This window comes from Pseudoflavonifractor sp. 60, assembly GCF_009911645.1.
In the GTDB taxonomy this organism is placed as follows: Bacteria; Bacillota; Clostridia; order Oscillospirales; family Oscillospiraceae; genus Lawsonibacter.
Map to the genome: position 1 here is coordinate 1 of NZ_QWKI01000382.1, position 823 is coordinate 823.

General features: G+C 54.1%; 2 pseudogenes. Both read right to left on the minus strand.

Going from position 1 to position 823, the window contains the following annotated elements:
- A pseudogene (locus D1646_RS22510) lies at nt 1-83 on the minus strand (recombinase); the annotation flags it as partial.
- 560 nt (nt 84-643) lie between these two features.
- Nucleotides 644-823 (minus strand): annotated as a pseudogene (locus D1646_RS22515) (sigma-70 region 4 domain-containing protein); the annotation flags it as partial.

The window sequence follows — 823 nt, forward strand, 5'->3', positions numbered from 1 at the left end:
AACTCGATTTGACTTTCAATGCTGATACTGTCTTTGCGGTCCACAGACTGTCTCGCGTAGATAGCGTCAATGCGATTTTCCATTGTCGGCTCCTTTCCGTATCGGAATGGAGCTGTCAACCTTTACAAGTATATTATACCAAAGACAGCCCCAAATCACAAGGATGTGGGGGAACGCAGAAAGACAGCACCCGAAAAAGTGCTGCCTTTCAACCTTGCTCCACATCTGGTCACGGTGTCCAGAGGCCAGCAGGGATCAATCCATTTCGATCTATAATTGATAAATGCTTGCGCCGTATTTGCCACGCACCCCGGCACAGGGGAGCATCCCAGGCCGCCGGCGGCTCCGGCTGTCATAGCTCCGCAGGATTGCGAAGCTCCCCCGCAAGTCCATGGGAGGGCGTGAGCAAGTTTCATTGTCCCCCGCGCTGTCGTCGCGCCCGGCTTGCCAGGGCCGGGTCAAAGGCTTGCGTTAATCGCTCGACCCGCTTTTGTCACCTCCTCAAGCGGGCTGTCCTGGCGGCGCGCCTTTCGTCGCTCATCACACGGGTTTTGTGCCTGGAATACTGTATATTCAGTTGTCCTCAAAAAGCGTATAAGCCTCCTTACCTATCAGGCGGTTTTTAGGCGATTTCGGATACCCCTCAATGAAAATTTTTCAAAAGTTCAGAGAGATTTTTCAGGCCCCGGCGGATACTGTCGCAAACGGCACTCCCCTCCACATTTTCGGCCCTGGCAATCTCGGACTTCTTCTTGCCCAAGATATAATGGGCATACACTCTCCGGGCCTGGATGGGCGGGAGCTGGTCAAGAGCGGCGTAGAG